Raw genomic sequence first — 17,779 nt, 5'->3', positions numbered from 1 at the left:
AGAAGTTTATTTGATTTTATTTCAATTTTTGATAAATAATGCTTAAATTTGTAGAAATAGCATTTTAATGAAAAATTTAAAATACCTGATAATGAAAATCTCAGCTATATTAATAATACTTGCACTGGTTACTTTTTCCATAATTACATTTAATAAACCGGAAAAGATTGAGGGCAGAAATTTTCAAAATGAAATCACCAAAGATTTTTACAGCCAGCCCGTAAGCGAGCTGGTAAAAAAGAAACTTGCTGAAATGACATTAAGGGAAAAAATCGCGCAGATGGTGGTAGCAAATGCCGTTCCTGAAAATTTCCAGGAAGGTTCTGCCGAGCTGAAAAAGTTCAAAAAATTATGCGAAGAGACAAAGGTTGGCGGTTTTATATTTTTCAAAGGCAGCTCATCAGATTACGCAAGGCTATCAAATATTCTGCAGTCATACTCTGATGTTCCCCTTTTAATTGGCTCTGATTTTGAACGCGGCACCAGGATGCGTGTAACTGACGGAGCTTTATTTCCCAATAACATGGCAATAGGCGCAGCTGATAATTATGATCTGGCATATAAAATGGGACTCGAAATTGCCCGTGAAACAAGGCTGCTTGGAATTCACCAGAATTATTCGCCTGTATGCGATGTAAACAACAATCCGAACAACCCTATAATTAATGTCCGTTCATTTGGAGAAGACCCGCAGCTTGTATCAAGAATGTCTGAAGCAATGATAAAGGGTCTTCAGGATGGCAAAGTAATTGCAACAGCAAAACATTTCCCGGGACACGGTGATACGGATATAGATTCACATAATGACCTACCCCAGCTCAATTTTACTATGGATAGAATGAATTCTATTGAGCTTGTTCCCTTCAAAAATGCTATTGATAAAGGAGTTATGTCTGTTATGATAGCTCATCTTGCTTTCCCGGAGCTTGAAGCAACACCGAATATTCCCGCTTCACTTTCATATTCAATTGTCCAGGGGTTGCTGATAGATAAAATGGGGTTCAAAGGCCTGGTTGTAACAGATGCACTGAACATGAAAGGAATCACAAAATATTTTTCCGTTTCACAAGTAGCCGTAATGTGCGTAAATGCCGGTATTGATCTTATCTTAATGCCTCTTGATGAAGTTAAAACCGTAAATGCAATTGAAGCTGCGGTACTCAGCGGTGAGATATCCGAAGAGCGTATTAACCGCTCTGCCGAAAAAATATTAAAAGCAAAAGAATGGCTTGGACTTTTTAACAACAGGAAGGTTCAGGAATCTGATGTATACAAATCAGTTAATAATATCGAGGCTAATGAGCTGGCTCAGCAAATAGCAGATGCTTCAATAACACTTGTAAAAGATAACAATAATATTCTGCCATATAAAAATCCCTCATCAGGAAAAACAGCAATTGTTATTATAAGCGAAGGCGGCACTTCGGATAATACCGGCTACCTGCAGCAGTCTGCAGGAGAATATTTTAGCAATTATACATTATTCGATTCGCAAAGCTCCCCCGAAGAAATTTCGGGATATGATAATATTGTTGTGGCGGTTTATGCCAAAGTAAGATACGGCACAGGTAAGATCTCAATTTCACAGGGAAATATTGAACTTATAAACAGGCTTAACAGCCTCAGCAAAAATGTTTCTGTTGTTTCGCTTGGCAACCCGTACCTGCTTAAGGAATTCCCTGAAGCATCAGCATATATCTGTGCTTATGGTGACTCTGATTTTTCAATTAAAGCGGCACTGCGCGCTTTGACAGGACAAATAAAATTCAAAGGAAAGCTGCCTGTAACTATAACTGAAGATCATAAATACGGAACTTCAATAATTAAATAAACAGCTGTAAAGCCGATTATTTAAACAATTTTTTATTATTGATAAATAGATTATATTTGTAAACCACAAACAATACAGGAAGGAAATACATAATGAATAACAGGTTCAAATTAATGTCTGTCTTAACAGCATTCATTTTTGCCGTTTCAATTTACCTGGTAGGCTGCGTTAACTATGACCAGAAAACCACATTAAAAGAAGACGGTTCAGGTTCAATGAAGGTACATTACTGGAGCAGCATGAAGAATTTTTCAATGGGCACAACTCTCGGAAAATTCGAGTTTGATGAAGCAAAAGCTAAAGATAAATACAAAAGTTCAAATTCAGATGTAACAAGCATTAAAGTTGAAGATAAGCTTGATGACTCAACAAAACACGTATACATCGATCTCACATTTAAGGATATAAACAAGCTGAGCGATGCAAAAGGATTTGAAAGCGCAAAAGTAACCTGGAAAGAGCATAAAGACGGTATGGAGCTTAAATACATACTTCTTCAGGATACATCAGCTGCTAAACAGATGAGCGCAAGCGACTACAAAGTAACTTATGAATTCACAATGCCTTCAGAAGTTGTTTCAACAAACGGAACAAAAGACGGGCAGACTGTAAAATATTCATACACACTCGCTGATCTTGGCAAAGATATTGAAATGACCACTGTAGTTAAAAAAGACGGCGGTAAATTATGCGGAATTATCGGCATGGCAATGGGCACAATGCTTATTGGCTTTGCTTACTACACACAGAAAAGAAAAAAATAAATTTTTCAATTAACTCAAAATCCCGTTCAAAAGACGGGATTTTTTTATAAACTTAATTTTTAACAGCTATGAAGAAATCAATATTTATTTTAATTGCTCTTTTTACTGTGATAGTTTTTACCGGTTCATCCAGCGCGCAGGATGACAATATGAAAAAATGGATGGATTATATGACACCGGGCGAAATGCAGAAAATGCTTTCAAAAGGTGTAGGCACATGGACAATGAAAACCTCATGGTGGATGGCACCCGGAGCAGAAGCTATGGTCTCAGAAGCTACAGCTGTTTCTGAAATGATACTCGGCGGCAGGTACCTGCAGTCGAAAGTTTCAGGCTCAATGATGGGCATGCCTTTTGACGGCATTTCAATAGAAGGCTATGATAATGCAGCAAAACTTTTCGTCAATTCATGGATAGATAATATGGGTACCGGTATGATGTTTATGACAGGAAAGTGGGATGAAACAGCCAAGCAGATCAATTACTCAGGTAAAATGGTTGACCCTTTATCAGGTAACTGGGTAGATGTAAGGCAGGTTGTTACATATAATGCAGATGGTACTGTAAAAATGGAAATGTACGGACCGGCAGCTGACGGCAAAGAATATAAAACAATGGAAATTATTAATACAAAAAAGAATTAAATTTCTTTTAATTGGATCTTTCAGGCTCCCTGACTCATAAAGGGAGCTTTTTTTATTGCTTAAACAATAAAGTAAATTCTGCTCCATCTTTATTTTTGAACTCAACGCTTCCATCTATCTGTTTGGCAAATGTTTTAACTATCATTAACCCGATACTGCCTGATTTTTCTGAATACCCGTCAGGATAACCTTTACCATTATCTGATATAGTAAGGCGGTAATTTTTTTCACTTTCCTCTGTAAATTCAATTTTCATGCAGGCTTTTTCAAAATCATCAAATGCATATTTAAGGGAATTGCTTACAATTTCATTTATTATCAGCATAACGGGAATTGCTTTATCAATCGAAAGATGGATATCATGGCAGTTATAAATGAACTTAACAAGCCTTGTATTACAATTGTACAGGTTCACCAGCCCGATAACGATCTCTTTTATTATCTCGTTAACATCAACAAGCTTAAGATTATTTGTTCGGTAAAGCCTTTCATGAATTTTAGATATAGATACAATTCTTGATCTCGATTCATCAAGCGCTTTTTTAGCTTCATCATCCCTGGTTTTAACCGATTGCAGATTTAACAGGCTTGAAATAACCTGGAAATTATTTTTAACTCTGTGGTGAATTTCCTTAAGAAGCAGCTCTTTTTCCATGATAAGCTGTTCTTTATCAGCTAATGCTTTTTTAAGCTCTTCTGAAGCTGTTTTTTTATCATGAATATCTTCATCAATTTCTATAACGATATTGCTGTTAGGGTCTGCCCCTTTTACGATATAAGTGTTGTACCACCTATAATCCGGGTTCATACGGTTCTTCATCCTGATCTCTTTATGAAACACTATTCCATTTTCAATTTCAGATTTAAGCATTGTAGTATTTTCAACTGAAAAATCGAAATCATCGGGATGCACTGTGTAGTAACCTTCACTTTCAACCAAAACATTAAGCTCATCCAAGTCACCTGGTGAAAGCCCGAGAGATTTATAAAATGCAGGGTTCGCATATATTACTTTTCCGCTTTCCCAAATTGAAATATTTGTCGGAATTGAATCGATAAGGTTTTGCAGCAATCCGTTCATAGAGCCGGTTTGCAGGTCATGAATCAGTATTTTTGAAATATTTTCAGTAAAGGCAGGATTATTTATCATTTGTTAATAATTTTGTTGAAAAATCAGTCACCGGGGTTAAATATATATATGCTTGAAACAATTATATATAACCATTTAAAGTGAATTTACAAATCCTTTAAAAATCATTAATTATGCCGTATTTCATTGAGGTTTATTTGGTTAATAGGTATATTTGTAAATAATTAAAATTTCAAATGAATAGGCAAAAACAACAATTATTTCCCCTTTTTCAAAGGATATTTGTCTCTTTTTGCCGGATATTTGTAATACTTTTATTTGTTGTTCTTTCTAATTCAATATATAGGATTTCTGCCGGTCAAACTTACACAGATTTTTCTGCTGTTGACCAATTAATTGAAGATGGTATCAGGTCTAATGCTTTTCCCTCTGCGGTACTTGTTGTGGGAAATTCCAAAGGCATTATTTACCAAAATGCTTACGGCAGGCTGACTTACGGCGAAGATTCGCCAATTACTACATTAAAAACCATTTATGACCTTGCTTCTGTTACAAAAGTAATAGCAACAACTGCAGCCGTAATGTATCTTTATGACCAGGGTAAACTTGATCTCAATGCCCCGGTAGTTCAGTATATTCCGGAATTCGGAACAAATGGTAAGAACGATATTACAGTTTATAATCTGCTCGTGCATAATTCAGGCTTAACTGCATGGACTCCTTTTTACCAGGATCCAAATATGGATTCACCTCAGAAAGTTAAGGATGCCATTTACAACTGTTCCAAAGAATATGAAACTGGCACGAGGACTTTATACAGCGACTACAATGCATTTCTTCTTGGTGAAATTGTTGAACGCATCAGCGGAACAAAGCTTGATATTTTCTGCAAAGAAAATATTTTCAGCAGGCTTAATATGACAGATACATACTTCCTCGTTCCGATGAGTGAAGATTACAGGATTGCACCGACTGAGCTTGATACATACTGGCGCAATCAGCTGCTTGTTGGCTATGTACATGATGAGCTTGCTGCGATCCTTGAAGGTGTATCAGGTAATGCAGGACTTTTTTCCACCGGACCTGACCTGTTCAAATTCATGCAGATGATGCTTAATAATGGCAGGTTTACAGATGAACGCAGAATGTCACCGCAGCCGCTGCAGGATACAATGTTCACTGCATCTGCAGTTGAGCTGTTTACTGCCAAAGCAACGGGACTTGGTTACGCTAACACACGCGCTTTGGGATGGGAAACCAAACCTGAGCCGACAAAATACCCGCCTGCATGCGGCAACAGGTTTTCATCTAACTGTTTTGGCCATACAGGCTATACCGGCACTTCGGTTTGGTGTGACAGGGAAAAAGACCTGATTGTAATATTTCTTACAAACAGGGTTTACCCGAACCGTTCAAGTGAAGAAGTCAGAAGTATCAGGCCAAAGCTGCATGATGAAATCTGCAAAATTTTAGGATATTAAAATTTTTTCACAAATAATATAAATCATTTTAAAGTATATAAAATAACATGAAAGCTTTTAAGAACGAACCGTTTACAGATTTTACAAATTCCAAAAATGCAGCAAAATTCCGCGCAGCTTTGGAAAAAGTCCGCAATGAATTAAGCTATGAATACCCGCTTGTAATAGGCGGAGAAAAAATCGTAACAGAAGATAAAATTACATCTATCAACCCTTCAAACACCAATGAGATAATCGGAAGAGTATCAAAAGCAACCCCGGAAATGGCTGACCGCGCTATAGAAACCGCTTACGCTAAATTCGATGAATGGAAAAGGGTCCCGGCTAAAAAACGCGCTGATTATTTATTTAAAGCTGCCAAGCTGATGCGTAAGCGCAAATTTGAATTTGCTGCCTGGATGGTATATGAAGTAGGCAAGAACTGGGCTGAGGCTGACGGTGATGTAGCTGAAGCAATAGATTTTATGGAATTCTACGGCAGGGAAATGCTGAGGTATGAAAAAAGCATTAAGCTTGTTAAAATAAAAGGTGAAGAAAATAACCAGAAATATATTCCTCTCGGGGTTGGCGTAGTGATTCCGCCATGGAATTTCCCGCTGGCAATATTGGTTGGCATGACAACAGCAGCTTTTGTAACAGGGAATACAGTTGTACTAAAGCCTTCCAGCGATTCACCCGTAATAGCCTGGAAGTTCATGGAGCTTCTTGAAGAAATAAAGCTTCCGGCAGGCGTTGTTAATTTCCTTCCCGGCTCAGGCGGTTTAATCGGCGATATGCTTGTTGAGCACCCGCTTACACGATTTGTATCATTTACAGGCTCACGTGAAGTAGGCCTGCACATCAACCAGCTCGCAGCAAAAGCGCAGCCCGGACAGAAATGGATCAAACGTGTTACTGCTGAAATGGGCGGAAAGGATTCGATTGTTGTTGATAGCGAATTAAGATCAATTGATGATGCTGCTGCGGGAGTAATTGCATCAGCTTTCGGATTCCAGGGCCAGAAATGTTCAGCATGTTCAAGAGTTATAGTTCACGAAAAGATCTACGATAAGTTCATAGACCTGTTAGTTGATAAAGCTTCCACAATTAAAGTCGGACCCGCAGAGGATAACCCGGGTATGGCTGCAGTTATAAATAAAAAATCAGAAGACAGCATATTAAACTATATCCAAAAGGCAGTAAGTGAAGGCGGCAGAATAGTATTCGGAGGAGCAAAAGCAAATGAAGCCGGATATTTTATACAGCCTACTATTATTGCAGATGTAAAGCCTAACGATACAATTGCACAGGAAGAGATATTCGGACCGGTACTTGCAGTTATAAAGGCAAGTGATTTTGAAGAAGGCATAAAGATTGCAAACAATACTGAATACGGCTTAACCGGGGCAGCTTATTCAAAGGATAAAAAGAAAATTAAAAAAGCTGCTGAAGAGATCTTTGTTGGTAACCTGTATCTCAACAGGAAATGCACTGGTGCGCTGGTAGGTGTTCATCCGTTCGGCGGTTATAATATGAGCGGAACATGCTCTAAAGCCGGCGGATTTGATTACCTGCTGCTTTTCATGCAGACAAAGGTCATAGCTGAAAAGATCTTTAAATAATACGGTTTGTCTGGATATGATGTAATAATAGCCGGTGCCGGTATTGTCGGACTTGCAGCTGCATTGAAAGTCCTTGAAGAAACACCCGGGACTAAGGTACTGGTTCTTGAAAAAGAAGCAGAAGCCGCAAAACATCAGACCGGCAATAACAGCGGAGTTATACACTCCGGAATATATTACAAGCCCGGCAGCCTGAAAGCGCTTAACTGCATCAACGGCTACAAAATGCTGCTTGATTTCTGCGATAAACATAATATCTATTATGATATCTGCGGAAAGGTTATTGTTGCTGTTGATGAAAACGAGCTTGCAGCGCTTAATAATATTTATGAACGCGGTATAGCCAACGGACTCAGTAAAATCAGGTTCCTTGATAAAAATGAGCTTAAAGAAATTGAGCCGCATGCTGCCGGGATCAAAGCTATACACGTTCCGTATACAGGCATAATTGATTATAAGGCTGTTTCTAAAAAATACGCTGAATTAATTTTAAGCTCCGGCGGTGAGATCAGGTTTCATCAGAAAGTTAAAAATGTAATATCGGAATCAGGTCAAGTTAAGATCGAAACCGGTAACAGTTCATTCAGCACAAAAATATTTGTAAATTGCTGCGGCCTGCAGTCTGACGAAGTTGCTGCGCTCAGTGAATCAGGCATTGATACAAGGATTATCCCTTTCAGGGGTGAGTATTATAAGCTTAGACCTGAAAAAAGATACCTGGTAAAGAATCTGATCTACCCTGTTCCAGATCCGGCATTCCCCTTTTTGGGTGTGCATTTTACGAGGATGACAGGCGGGGATGTTGAAGCGGGTCCGAATGCAGTTCTTTCCTTCAGAAAGGAAGGTTACACAAGAACTTCATTCAGCTTTAAAGATAGCTTCAGGACATTCACATGGAAAGGATTTTATACAATTGCATCGAAGTATTTCAAAACCGGTTTGGGTGAGTTCAAAAGGTCATACAGCAAAAAAGCCTTTGTCAAGGCTTTACAGAAACTGATGCCTGAAATTACCGGTAATGATCTGATACCCGGCGGTGCCGGGGTGAGAGCCCAGGCAATCAGCAGGGATGGAAGGCTGATAGATGATTTTCTTATTCTCGAAAAGGAAAACATCATAAATGTTTTAAATGCCCCCTCGCCTGCTGCAACATCAAGCCTTTCAATAGGCAAAACCATAGCTGGAATTATTAAATCAAAATTATAGTATTATGAAAATTATTAAATATCTGTCCGCATTACTGGTTTTAGGACTTGTATTGAACTGCAGCAGGATAACCGAAAAAGTTGAAGAAAAAGTTAATGAGAAGGTGAACGAAAAGATAGATGAGAACCTTAAAAAAATAGATTCGTCCATTGACAGAAAATCACTGGACTCTCTGATGAAAAGGCTTGACACACTTAAATCAAAAGCTGATTCATTGATGCAGGAAGAAACTGACAAGCAGTCAAAAAAATCAAAATAACCTGTAAAATAATTAATTGAAAATTACAATTTTATTTCTTGCCCTTGCTGTATCCGGATGCGGAATGTTCGGAAAGAAAAAGTTTGAAGATACTGATACATATAAAGAAATGATTCGGATACAGGAAGAAACAGATAAAAAGCTTGATTCCATCAGAAGAGAAAACTTTAAGCAGCTCAACGATACAGTAAATAACAGCTTCAAGAAAAAGCTTGATTCACTTAAGCGAAGCACAGATTCACTTGAAAAAGAGCTCGAAAAGAGCATACAGAACCTGAAGAACAGCAAAAAATAAAAAATTTTATAATATTAATAAACTATAAATAAATTTTAAAATGAAATTACACGAATACCAGGCAAAACAGATCTTGTTAAAATACGGAGTTCCCGTACAAAACGGTATCCCGATAAAAGAAATATCTGAGTTTGATGCTGCAATAAGCACTCTGCAGTCTCACGGTATAAACCAGTATGTGGTAAAATCACAGATACATGCAGGCGGAAGAGGAAAAGGTAAAGTTTACAACCCAAATAACCGCGACGAGCTTATCATGGATGGCGGCGTGAAGTTCACAACCGATGCCGCTAAAGCAAAGGAATACGCCGAAAAAATACTTGGCAACCTGCTGGTAACACACCAGACCGGTGAAGAAGGTAAAATTGTTCAGACCCTTTTTATTACAGAAGGTCTGGATTACACTCATGAGTTCTATATTGGTATTCTGCTTGATAGATCAGTTGGTAAAAATGTAATTATGGCATCAACAGAAGGCGGAGTAGAAATTGAAAAAGTAGCAGAAGAAACCCCGGAGAAGATCATTAAAGAATGGATTGACCCAAATATAGGCTTACAGCCTTTCCAGATAAGAAGGCTAGCTTTCGGGCTTGGTTTGGAAGGCGAAGTATTCAAGAATTTTGTTCCGTTCATAAAGACACTTTACAAGGCATATGAAGAAAGCGACGCTTCGCTTATTGAAGTAAATCCAATGGCTATTTTGAACGATAAAAAGATAGTTGCACTGGATGCTAAAATGACTCTTGATGATAACGCGATGTTCAGGCATAAAGATTATCCTGAGCTTAGAGATACCAATGAAGAAGACCCGCTTGAAGTTGAAGCTTCAAAATACAGCCTGAACTATGTAAAGCTTGACGGCAATGTTGGATGTATGGTAAACGGCGCGGGACTTGCAATGGCAACAATGGATATCATTAAGCTTGCAGGCGGCGAGCCGGCAAACTTTCTTGATGTTGGCGGCGGAGCTTCAAAAGAAACCGTTGAGAACGGTTTCAGGATTATTCTTTCTGACCCCAATGTTAAAGCTATACTTGTGAATATATTCGGCGGTATTGTTAGGTGCGACCGTGTAGCAGGCGGTATCATAGAAGCGGCTAAAAACATCAACATTCAGGTACCGGTAGTAGTAAGGCTTGCCGGAACAAACGCAGATATCGCGAAAAAGATGCTCGATGAATCAGGACTTGCAATAATAGCCGCTGATGGCTTTAAAGATGCTGCTGAGAAGATAACTCAGGTTCTTAACAAATAACAAAGAGCAAATATTAAAAATCAAAAAGCTGCTTTAATACTTAGTTATCGTTATTGTCACTACCTTTAGGTCGTGGTTAATTTAAAACTATATAACAGGGGCTTTAGCCCTGAGAAAAATTATTGGATTCACACTACTCAAAATACGAAGCGGTTATAGGGCTTGAAGTTCACGCACAGCTTAAAACAAAAAGCAAAGCTTTTTGTTCATGCTCAACTGAATTCAACGCTCCACCGAATACCAACATTTGCCCTGTTTGTCTCGGGCATCCCGGGACTTTACCTGTTCTCAACAGGAATCTGGTAGAATTTATTTTAAAGCTGGGGACTGCAACAAAATGCAGCATAAGAGAGCGCTCTATTTTCGCAAGAAAAAATTATTTTTACCCTGATCTCCCGAAAGGATATCAAATATCACAGTTCGATCAGCCAATATGCGAACACGGCAAAGTTACAATTGGCGAAAAAACTATCGGCATAACGCGAATTCACATGGAAGAAGATGCAGGTAAATCCATACACGATCTCTCTTCTGATGAATCACTGGTTGATCTAAACCGCTGCGGCGTTCCGCTAATAGAAATAGTAAGCGAACCTGATATGCGCAGCTCCAAGGAAGCTTATGATTACCTCACAATGCTTAAGCAGCTTGTTATATATCTTGATATTTGCGACGGCAATATGGAAGAAGGCAGCTTAAGGTGTGACGCCAATGTATCCGTCAGGCTTAAGGGCGCTGAAAAATTCGGCACAAAGTGTGAAGTTAAAAATCTAAACTCATTCCGTAATGTTGCTGATGCGCTTGATTATGAAATTAAGCGCCAGGCAGAACTGATTGAAAACGGCGGCACTGTTATACACCAGACAATGACATTCGATGCAAAGGCTAAAGCAACTATCCCTATGCGTTCAAAGGAAGAAGCACATGATTACCGCTACTTCCCGGAACCGGATCTTGTTACAGTATATGTAGATGAAGAATGGAAAAATAGAATAAGCAGTAATTTACCGGAGCTGCCTCATGTTAAATCAGCTAGATTTATCAATGAATATATGCTCCCTCAATACGATGCAGAGGTGTTAACACAAAACAGGGAGCTTGCTGGATATTTTGAAGATATCTGCAGTTCTACAGATAAAAAAAGCTACAAAACTGCAAGTAACTGGGTTATGACAGAAGTAATGCGGGTGCTTAATGAAAATAAAATCAGCATTAATGAATATATAATACACCCTTCAAATTTAGCAAAATTGATTAATTTGATTGCAGATGGAAAGATTTCTAACAATATTGCAAAAGAAGTTTACGCAGAAATGCTGAAAACTTCAGGCAGAGATGACGCGAACCAGGACCCGGAAAAGATCGTAACTGATAAAAATCTTATGCAGGTAACTGATAGTAATGAAATAGAAGCGATCATAATAAAGATACTGACCGATAGCCCGAAAGAAGTAGAGCGTTATAAAGCCGGTGAGACAAAGCTTCTTGGGTTATTTGTTGGTAAAGTAATGAAAGAATCAAAGGGTAAGGCTAACCCCAAAACTGTAAATGAACTTATAATAAAGAATTTAAGCAATAACTGATACGGCTAACAAACCGTAGGCGAACGGAGTATAACTTATGTCACAAAAGAAGCTAATAGTTGCGAACTGGAAAATGAACAAAGGGCTCGTGCAATCTCAGCAGTTTGCTGATGAGCTGAAACAATATACCGAAAAACACAAATCAATTGACGCTGAAGTGGTTTTATGCCCGCCTTTCACATCACTTGACGCAGTTAACAAAAAACTCAGCGGAACAAACATTAAGCTTGGCGCGCAGAATATGCATTTCGAAACAATCGGCGCTTACACCGGTGAAATTTCTGCAGGCATGCTTAAATCATGCGGATGTGAATACGTTATCTTAGGCCATTCAGAACGCAGGCAGTATTTCCACGAAACCAACACTATCATAAATAAAAAAGTGCTGAAAGCACTTGATGAAGGCTTGAAACCTATTGTTTGCCTGGGTGAAAATCTGCAGGAACATGAAGATAAGCTCACTGAATCTGTGATTGAAGAGCAGCTTACAGCCTGCCTTACTCATGTTAGCGAAGAAGGCATTGTAAATGTAACTATAGCATATGAACCTGTTTGGGCTATAGGCACAGGCAAAAATGCAACTGCCCACCAGGTGGAAACAGCGCATAATTTCCTGAGGAAGAAGCTGAAAAAAATGTACAATGAGGATATTTCGAAGAATACCAGGATTATTTACGGCGGCAGTGTGACCCCCGATAATGCTAAGGAGCTGTTTGCTTCACAGACAGTGAACGGTGGCTTAATTGGAGGGGCTTCGCTGGAAGCTGAAAAATTCATCAAGATAATAAATTCAGCAAGCTCAAACATCAATAAATAAAAAATAAATTTAACAATATAAAGCAACGGTAAAATGAAGGAAGTAGTAATAGTATCAGCAGCGCGGACAGCGGTTGGAGCATTCAATGGAAGCTTAAGCGGTTTTTCAGCTCCCCAGCTTGGCGCATTTGCAATTAAAGAAGCAGTAAAAAGAGCGGGCATTAAACCCGAAGAAATAGATGAAGTATTGATGGGTAACGTTCTGCAGGGCGGCCTTGGACAGGCGCCTGCAAGGCAGGCATCACTTGGTGCGGGAATACCTGATTCTGTTTCTGCAACAACAATAAATAAAGTGTGCGGTTCCGGCTTAAAATCTGTGATGCTGGGCGAGCAGGCTATCAAAGCCGGCGATGCAGAAATTGTTGTTGCTGGGGGTATGGAATCCATGACCAATGCTCCGTACATATTAAAAAAAGCGCGCAATGGTTACAGGATGGGTAATGGCGAGATCTTTGACCTGATGATACACGATGGGCTTTGGGATCCCTACGGCAATAAACATATGGGAATGCTTGGAGAGCTTTGCGCGGCAGAACATAAAGTATCACGTGAAATGCAGGATGAATTCGCAAAGGGCTCATATGAAAAAGCGCTCGATGCCATAAAGAACGGGTATTTTAAAGATGCTATTGTACCAGTTGAGATGAAGGACAGGAAAGGAAATGTCACCTTATTTGATACAGATGAAGACCCTGGGAAAGTGAACTTTGAAAAAGCTTTCTCGCTGAAGCCTGTATTCGCAAAAGAAGGTACTATCACAGCTTTTAATGCATCAAATATAAATGATGGAGCAGGCGCTGTTGTATTGATGTCAAAAGAGCATGCTGAGAGCTCAGGTTCAAAACCAATGGCAAGAATAGTTGCCCAGGCAACCCATTCACACGCGCCGGACTGGTTCACAACAGCTCCGGGATACGTGATAGATAAGGTTTGCAAAAAAGCCGGCTTAACTAAGGACGATATTGACCTGTTTGAGATCAACGAAGCGTTCGCTGTTGTAAGCTGCGCAGTTAACCAGATAGCCGGAATTGACCCCGCAAAGGTTAATGTAACCGGCGGCGCAATAGCAATAGGACACCCTATCGGCGCATCAGGAGCAAGACTGCTTATTACATTGCTGTACAACCTGCACAGGCTCAATAAGCGTTACGGCCTTGTTACACTTTGCAATGGCGGCGGCGAAGCTACTGCAATTATAATAGAAAAGATCTAAGGTTAATATTTATGTCATGCTGAACTCGTTTCAGCATCTATTGCATATTTAATACAGACCCTGAAACGAGTTCAGGTGATCAAATTTTCGGAGATCAAATTCATAATGAATATTCAAAACATTTCAGTCATAGGTTCAGGAACAATGGGCAATGGAATTGCCCATGTATTTGCATTGTACGGTTACAAGGTAACTTTAATTGATATCAAGCAGGAATTTCTTGAAAGATCAATCAAAACCATCACAGGAAACCTTGAGCGCCAGCTAAAAAAAGAAGCCATTACGAAAGAAAAAATGGATTCCGCCTTAGCTAATATTAAAACTTCAACAAACCTGGTTGACGCCAAAGATTCCGAGCTGGTTATAGAAGCAGCCACTGAAAATTTCGAGATCAAAAAAAATATTTTCAGGACCCTGGATGAAAGCTGCAAGCCTGAAGCAATACTTGCAAGCAATACATCATCAATTTCAATTACTGAAATTGCTGCTATAACAAAGCGCGCTGATAAGGTGATCGGCATGCATTTTATGAATCCCGTTCCGGTAATGAAGCTGATAGAAGTTATCCGCGGACTTGCCACCAGTGATGAAACTTACAGCATAATTAAAGAGCTTTCAGAAAAAATAGATAAGGTTCCGGTAGAAGTGAACGATTACCCGGGATTTGTTTCTAACCGTGTACTGCTGCCTATGCTGAATGAAGCCATGTATTGTGTAATGGAAGGCGTAGCAACACCTGAAGCTATTGATAATGTAATGAAGCTAGGCATGGCTCATCCAATGGGTCCGTTAACACTAGCTGATTTCATCGGGCTTGATGTCTGCCTTTCGATAATGGAAGTACTGCACAACGGTCTGGGTGATTCAAAATACCGCCCATGTCCCCTGCTGAAGAAAATGGTGGCAGCCGGTTATTTAGGCAGAAAATCAGGCAAAGGTTTTTATGATTATTCAAAAAAATAAAAATTCAACTAAATAAAAAATAAAATGGATTTTAACTTTACAGAAGAGCAAATTGCGATCAGGGATACAGCAAGAGATTTTGCTCAAAACGAAATTGCTCCATCAGCTATAGAACGTGATATTAAGGCGGAATTTCCGTTTGATATAGTAAAAAAGCTTGGTGAATTCGGGTTTATGGGTATGATGGTACCCCCGGAATGGGGCGGCGCAGGATTTGACGCAGTAAGCTACGTTCTCGCCATGGAAGAAATATCCAAAGTGGATGCATCAGTAGGAGTAATAATGTCAGTGAATAACTCACTTGTCTGTTACGGAATAAATCACTGGGGAACCGATGAGCAGAAGGAACGCTTTTTAAAGCCGCTGGCATCCGGTCAAAAATTAGGCTGCTTCTGTTTAAGCGAGCCTGAAGCAGGCAGTGATGCTACCCAGCAAAAGACTGAAGCTGTAAAAGACGGCGATCATTATATCCTTAACGGGATCAAGAACTGGATAACCAACGGCAAGAATGCTGATACATATTTTGTTATGGCAATGACAGATAAGGAAAAGGGACACAAGGGTATTTCAACTTTCCTTGTAGATAAAGGTACTGAAGGCCTTGAAACCGGCATTAAGGAAGATAAGCTTGGCATCAGGAGCAGTGATACTTGCACTGTAAGCTTTAATAACTGCCGGGTTCATAAAGATCAGCTCTTAGGCTCAGAAGGTCTGGGATTCAAGATAGCTATGGAAACGCTAAACGGCGGCAGAATAGGAATAGCGTCACAGGCACTTGGTATAGCGCAGGCATCACTGGAAGCATCTGTGAGATATGCAAAAACCAGGAAGGCATTCGGCAATCCGATTGCAAATCTGCAGGCTATACAGTTTAAAATTGCGGATATGGCTACCAATGTAGAAGCAGCTAGGAATATTGTACTTGAAGCTGCCTGGCTGAAAGATCAGAATATGCCTTACGCAAAAGAAGCAGCTATGGGTAAGCTGCTTGCAAGCAAGGTTGCAGTAAACAATGCTCTTGAAGCGATACAGGTTCACGGCGGCTATGGTTACGTTAGAGAGTACCAGGTAGAAAGATACTTAAGGGATGCAAAGATCACTGAAATATACGAAGGGACCTCAGAGATCCAGAAAGTGGTTATTTCCAGGGCAATGCTGAAAGATTAAATTTCAATTTTTTTTTGTAACAATAAAAAAGACAGGACTGAAACAGCCTGTCTTTTTTAATTTGTGATTACATTTTAACTATTTAAGGAGGATCATTTTTTTAGTTAAAGTATATTTACTTGTCTTTAAGATATAGAAATAAATGCCTGAATTGTATCTTTCAGCATCCCATTTGGCACTGTATGAACCCGGTGAAATATCGCCTTCGGCAAGTGTTTCAACTTCCCTGCCCAATGCATCATAAACTTTTAATGTAAGGAAAGTTCTTTCCGAAATATCAAATTTAATATTTGTTTTCGGGTTGAACGGGTTAGGATAATTCTGATACAGGCTGTACTTTGTTGGAATTTCTTCGTTGATCTTGATTATGCCGATATATGTGATACCGTGGGGACCCGGACCTGATGGCGGTACTGTATGACATACCATACAGTCATTAATAGCGCCTGCATGTCCCTGCAGCCTGATGCTCTGTAGATTATCATTTGGCTGGGTTGTTGGATAAATCGCATGCGGACTCCCGTGGCAGGATGAACATAACAGCCCTCCGTGCCCTTTTGACTCCCTGTATAATTTATTAGGCTCTTCAGCGTAATTGCTGCCGTGGCAACCGGAACTTCCGCATTTTGGCTCATCAAGCCAGGGTCTTCTGCCTGTTTCAATTGTATTGGCAATGGTTGACATAGTTCCGTGGCAATCCTGGCATGTCATATTGCCGGATCTCATCACATCCCTGAAACATTGAGTATTGGGTCCGGGATGGCATTTATAACATGTATTAATGCTGTTTACCGGCTGAATGAATTTATGCTTATCATGAATTCTGAAGGAAAATGGTTTCGCCTCAGGGTCGCCAACTGTTCCCAATGCATTTGATGCATGGCATCTTGCGCAAAGCTCCGGGGAGTTCTGCCTGAAACCCGGAACATTTTCATGGTTATCTTTTATGGACTGCTCGCTTGTATGACAGCCGCTTTGAAAGCAGCCTATTTCATTGCTTACAGGTATCACATTATCTGTAAATGCGACAGTATTACCGTTCAGCTTGGCATTTAAGTGAAATGTCTGGAACGGCCTTTCATTAACCAGGTCAGCATCTGCAAACGGTGTGTTTGGAATTCCAAGCACCTTGAAATAATTTGTGGAAACATCCATCGTTCCGGTTAATCCTTTACCTGTCAGCCCGATATTATCAGGCAGCGGGTTTGGCAAGCCGAACAGTACCTGAGCATAGCTCCAGAAGTTGGTCTTGCCGATGGAATAAGTATTTCCCGGAATGGAATACTCCAGTGTAAAGCCAGATGTAACAATTTGCGGAGACAAACCCTGCTGTTTTTTTATCACCTGCGCAAACACATTATTGTATGGCGGCAGCACAGCCATTTTAGAAAAGTCCCGGTTAGAACAATGCATTCCAAGGTCATTCCACCCAAGAACAATATATTCCTGTGAAATTAATCCGGGCAAAAGGATAAAAAACAGTAAAAATGATGATATGAATCTCAATTTTCCAAACATATATACTCCTTTTGAATTTGGTTAAAAAATTGAGCTTTCGGGAGGTTGAATACAAATATACAAAATAAGGCAGGGGCATTCCTATGACATTTG

16 protein-coding genes are annotated in these 17,779 nt (G+C 39.6%); 14 read left to right on the top strand and 2 right to left on the bottom strand.

All coding sequences use genetic code 11. The features are described from left to right. The first annotated feature begins 67 nt into the window (after nucleotides 1-67). From J0M37_09580 to J0M37_09570, 3 genes are all read left to right on the top strand, one after another. Nucleotides 68-1,831, top strand: coding sequence for a glycoside hydrolase family 3 C-terminal domain-containing protein (locus J0M37_09580; protein MBN8585335.1), 1,764 nt, complete (start codon nucleotides 68-70; stop codon nucleotides 1,829-1,831). Between the two features lie 92 nt (nucleotides 1,832-1,923). Then, entirely contained in the window at nucleotides 1,924-2,595 is a 672-nt protein-coding gene (locus tag J0M37_09575) for a hypothetical protein (protein ID MBN8585334.1), read from the top strand. Between the two features lie 68 nt (nucleotides 2,596-2,663). After that, nucleotides 2,664-3,239: a DUF1579 domain-containing protein gene (locus tag J0M37_09570; GenBank protein MBN8585333.1), complete on the top strand. Its 576-nt coding sequence runs from the start codon at nucleotides 2,664-2,666 to the stop codon at nucleotides 3,237-3,239. A gap of 52 nt (nucleotides 3,240-3,291) precedes the next feature. Here J0M37_09570 and J0M37_09565 read toward each other — a convergent pair whose 3' ends face one another. Next, nucleotides 3,292-4,389 (bottom strand): PAS domain-containing protein, encoded by a 1,098-nt coding sequence (locus J0M37_09565; protein MBN8585332.1) that lies wholly within the window; start codon nucleotides 4,387-4,389, stop codon nucleotides 3,292-3,294. Between the two features lie 176 nt (nucleotides 4,390-4,565). On the opposite strand from J0M37_09565, the gene J0M37_09560 reads away from it, so the two are divergent. The 11 genes from J0M37_09560 (at nucleotide 4,566) to J0M37_09510 (ending at nucleotide 16,168) form a co-directional block, all read left to right on the top strand. After that, nucleotides 4,566-5,810, top strand: coding sequence for a beta-lactamase family protein (locus tag J0M37_09560; protein MBN8585331.1), 1,245 nt, complete (start codon nucleotides 4,566-4,568; stop codon nucleotides 5,808-5,810). Nucleotides 5,811-5,857: 47 nt separating this feature from the next. Beyond that, nucleotides 5,858-7,411: an L-glutamate gamma-semialdehyde dehydrogenase gene (gene pruA / locus J0M37_09555; GenBank protein ID MBN8585330.1), complete on the top strand. Its 1,554-nt coding sequence runs from the start codon at nucleotides 5,858-5,860 to the stop codon at nucleotides 7,409-7,411. Nucleotides 7,412-7,417: 6 nt separating this feature from the next. Then, on the top strand, nucleotides 7,418-8,617 hold the full coding sequence (gene lhgO / locus J0M37_09550; protein ID MBN8585329.1) for an L-2-hydroxyglutarate oxidase: 1,200 nt from the start codon (nucleotides 7,418-7,420) through the stop codon (nucleotides 8,615-8,617). Nucleotides 8,618-8,621: 4 nt separating this feature from the next. Further along, on the top strand, nucleotides 8,622-8,876 hold the full coding sequence (locus tag J0M37_09545) for a hypothetical protein (GenBank protein ID MBN8585328.1): 255 nt from the start codon (nucleotides 8,622-8,624) through the stop codon (nucleotides 8,874-8,876). Nucleotides 8,877-8,892: 16 nt separating this feature from the next. Further along, a complete protein-coding gene (locus J0M37_09540) occupies nucleotides 8,893-9,171 on the top strand; it encodes a hypothetical protein (GenBank protein MBN8585327.1) in 279 nt (92 codons plus the stop codon). Nucleotides 9,172-9,211: 40 nt separating this feature from the next. Then, nucleotides 9,212-10,426 (top strand): ADP-forming succinate--CoA ligase subunit beta, encoded by a 1,215-nt coding sequence (sucC, locus tag J0M37_09535; protein MBN8585326.1) that lies wholly within the window; start codon nucleotides 9,212-9,214, stop codon nucleotides 10,424-10,426. A gap of 122 nt (nucleotides 10,427-10,548) precedes the next feature. Further along, nucleotides 10,549-12,009, top strand: a complete 1,461-nt coding sequence (gene gatB, locus J0M37_09530; protein ID MBN8585325.1) for an Asp-tRNA(Asn)/Glu-tRNA(Gln) amidotransferase subunit GatB — start codon at nucleotides 10,549-10,551, stop codon at nucleotides 12,007-12,009. Between the two features lie 37 nt (nucleotides 12,010-12,046). Next, the gene (locus J0M37_09525; protein ID MBN8585324.1) at nucleotides 12,047-12,826 is read left to right on the top strand and encodes a triose-phosphate isomerase; all 780 of its coding nucleotides are present in this window, start codon (nucleotides 12,047-12,049) and stop codon (nucleotides 12,824-12,826) included. 33 nt (nucleotides 12,827-12,859) lie between these two features. Then, a complete protein-coding gene (locus J0M37_09520; protein ID MBN8585323.1) occupies nucleotides 12,860-14,038 on the top strand; it encodes an acetyl-CoA C-acetyltransferase in 1,179 nt (392 codons plus the stop codon). 105 nt (nucleotides 14,039-14,143) lie between these two features. After that, nucleotides 14,144-15,001: a 3-hydroxybutyryl-CoA dehydrogenase gene (locus J0M37_09515; GenBank protein MBN8585322.1), complete on the top strand. Its 858-nt coding sequence runs from the start codon at nucleotides 14,144-14,146 to the stop codon at nucleotides 14,999-15,001. A 24-nt stretch (nucleotides 15,002-15,025) separates the two neighbouring features. Continuing rightward, nucleotides 15,026-16,168: an acyl-CoA dehydrogenase gene (locus J0M37_09510; GenBank protein MBN8585321.1), complete on the top strand. Its 1,143-nt coding sequence runs from the start codon at nucleotides 15,026-15,028 to the stop codon at nucleotides 16,166-16,168. 78 nt (nucleotides 16,169-16,246) lie between these two features. Here the strand turns inward: J0M37_09510 and J0M37_09505 are convergent, their stop codons facing one another. Next, nucleotides 16,247-17,686 carry a T9SS type A sorting domain-containing protein gene (locus J0M37_09505; GenBank protein ID MBN8585320.1) on the bottom strand — a complete coding sequence of 480 codons (1,440 nt, stop codon included), beginning with the start codon at nucleotides 17,684-17,686 and terminating at the stop codon, nucleotides 16,247-16,249. Nucleotides 17,687-17,779 lie beyond the last annotated feature (93 nt).

It is taken from the genome of Ignavibacteria bacterium (assembly GCA_017303675.1).
Lineage (GTDB): Bacteria > Bacteroidota > Ignavibacteria > Tepidaquicellales > OLB5 > OLB5.
This window is presented reverse-complemented; position numbering and strand designations above follow the sequence as displayed.